We start from the raw sequence: 2,041 nt of genomic DNA, 5'->3' as shown, positions 1-2,041 counted from the left end.
CTTCTCCTATACCCGCGCGCCTAGCTCTCCCTCCTCCTTTCTTCCAGTTCTGAAACGAGATCTTTTGTTCTGTAGGATCTTCCAGGTATCTTGATCACTTTCGAATGATGTAAAAGCCGATCCAGTAATGCATTTGCCAGAGCCGGATCACCAAACATTTCTCCCCATTGAGAAATTGGCTTGTTCGTTGTAATGATCAGGCTTTTCTTTTCATATCGACGGCTGATCAGTTGAAACAGATAATTTGCAGCTTCGGGGCTGAAGGGAATAAATCCTACCTCGTCTATGATCAGCACTGCATATCTGTTCAGAAAGCGCAGCTTGCCCTCCAGCTTATTGTCTTTAGCTGCTTTGGTAAGCTGCTCTATCAGCTCACTGCAGTGAATGAAATAAGTACTCTTTTCGTTTTTAATACACTCAAGCCCCAGTGCGATTGATAAATGAGTTTTCCCTACGCCTGGTGAACCGATGAACAGAATATTCTCGTGACGGTCTACAAAGCTCAAATCTTTCAGACTAAGGACCTTATCTCGATCCAGTACCGGCTGAAAACTAAAATCAAATTCTTCAAAGGTCTTTTCAAATGGAAAACCTGCCAGCTGTATCAGATGATTGCGCTTCTTTATTTCTCTGATATCCAGCTCTGCATCCAGAGCGTGGTTTAAAGCTGCTACCAGTGTCATTTCCTTCGTTGTGACGCTTTCCAGCAGCTGATCCAGATTGGCTTCCATCTGTAAAAGTCCAAGCATATTGAGCTTATTCTTTAGCTGCAGGTATTCTTTTGCGATTGTCTCCATGATTACTCCTCTTCTGACCAGGAGCCAAATATTTTCAGATTATCCTGTACTATACGATTTATCTCATCATCTTCTTTTGACGGAATCCGAACTTTTAAAGCCTCAAGGTAATCATCCTTACGATAGTTAAATGGACTGCACGAGATCTTATGAGAGGCGATAAGCTGCGTGTTATAGTAGATATAGAGTTTATCGTGGACAGGAACGAGCTTGACTCTCTTTCCAATAAACTTCTGGTTAACTGAGTATCCATTTCCTTTGTATCTGACCAGCAGTGTTGATGGCACCGTCTGGACGCTGATGTTATGCAGATAGCTTTCAAGCATGGCATTTGAAGGCAAAGGATCTAGATGCTCTTTTTCTTTTTTGAACAGGACGACTGGCGGGACTCCTGTTGTCTGATTCGTTTCCCGGTTAATCTGTGTATTCAGCTGATGAATCTGTTTTAGAAGATCTTCTTCTGTTTCCAGCTTCTTCTGATAGGGCTGAAGCCATTGAACGTAACGGTTGGCTGATTCGCATTTTCCTTTTGTCTGCGGGGATCTGACCTGGCATAATCTAATCTTTATTCCTGTATCTTTTTCAAAATTTTCGATTTGTTTATGCTTCGTTTTTCTTGAACCTCTTACAGAGACAACTGCAGACATATTGTCAGTCAGTATTTCTTTTGGTGCACCTGATGACTGGTAGAGGACCTCAAGCAGACATCGTATGAAGTCTTCTGTAGTTTTTGTTTTTGTATAGACAAAGCAGTGAAGACGAGAATAGGACCAGGTGGCTGAAAACAAATTGTATTCAATGATCTCTCCGTTTTTCAGTTCCATAGACAGATCTTCAACCCAATCGACCTGAAGCTGCTTTCCTGGAGGTGTTTCAAATCTTGGATGGGGTGTACTGACAGTTAGACGCCCATCAATCTGCTTTTCTTTAAGCAGATGTGTAAAAGTACTGTAACTTCGGAATACATCCTCTCCATATTTATTCTGGAAGTACTCAAAGGCAGCTTTTTTCGTTGGGTGGATTGTTGACATCATTTCTTCAATTTCGTCCAAATATGGATTTAGATAACTGGGTCTGTCTCGTGTGATGATAGCTTTTCCTCCTTCCCGGTAGTACCTGGCAACAGTATGCCGATCTACGCTATACTTTTTGGCCAGCTGTGTAAAGTTGGGTTTTATTCCTTGAATCTTTGCCATGTTCAACTCGAGATTAAGCTGGGTGGTTTGATTTCGTTTCATTTTGTC

Annotated in this window: 2 protein-coding genes; both read right to left on the bottom strand. The window is 41.8% G+C overall.

What is annotated here, in order from left to right; genetic code table 11:
- Window positions 1-20: 20 nt before the first annotated feature.
- Window positions 21-797 carry an IS21-like element helper ATPase IstB gene (gene istB, locus BO222_RS00025; protein ID WP_075817271.1) on the bottom strand — a complete coding sequence of 259 codons (777 nt, stop codon included), beginning with the start codon at window positions 795-797 and terminating at the stop codon, window positions 21-23.
- Between the two features lie 2 nt (window positions 798-799).
- On the bottom strand, window positions 800-2,041 hold a 1,242-nt coding region (istA, locus tag BO222_RS00020; RefSeq protein ID WP_083647592.1), incomplete at its 5' end, for an IS21 family transposase.

It is taken from the genome of Ileibacterium valens (assembly GCF_001945525.1).
Taxonomy (GTDB): Bacteria; Bacillota_I; Bacilli_A; order Erysipelotrichales; family Erysipelotrichaceae; genus Ileibacterium; species Ileibacterium valens.
The sequence above is the reverse complement of the archived record's forward strand: the minus strand, read 5'-3'. Positions and strand labels throughout refer to the sequence as shown.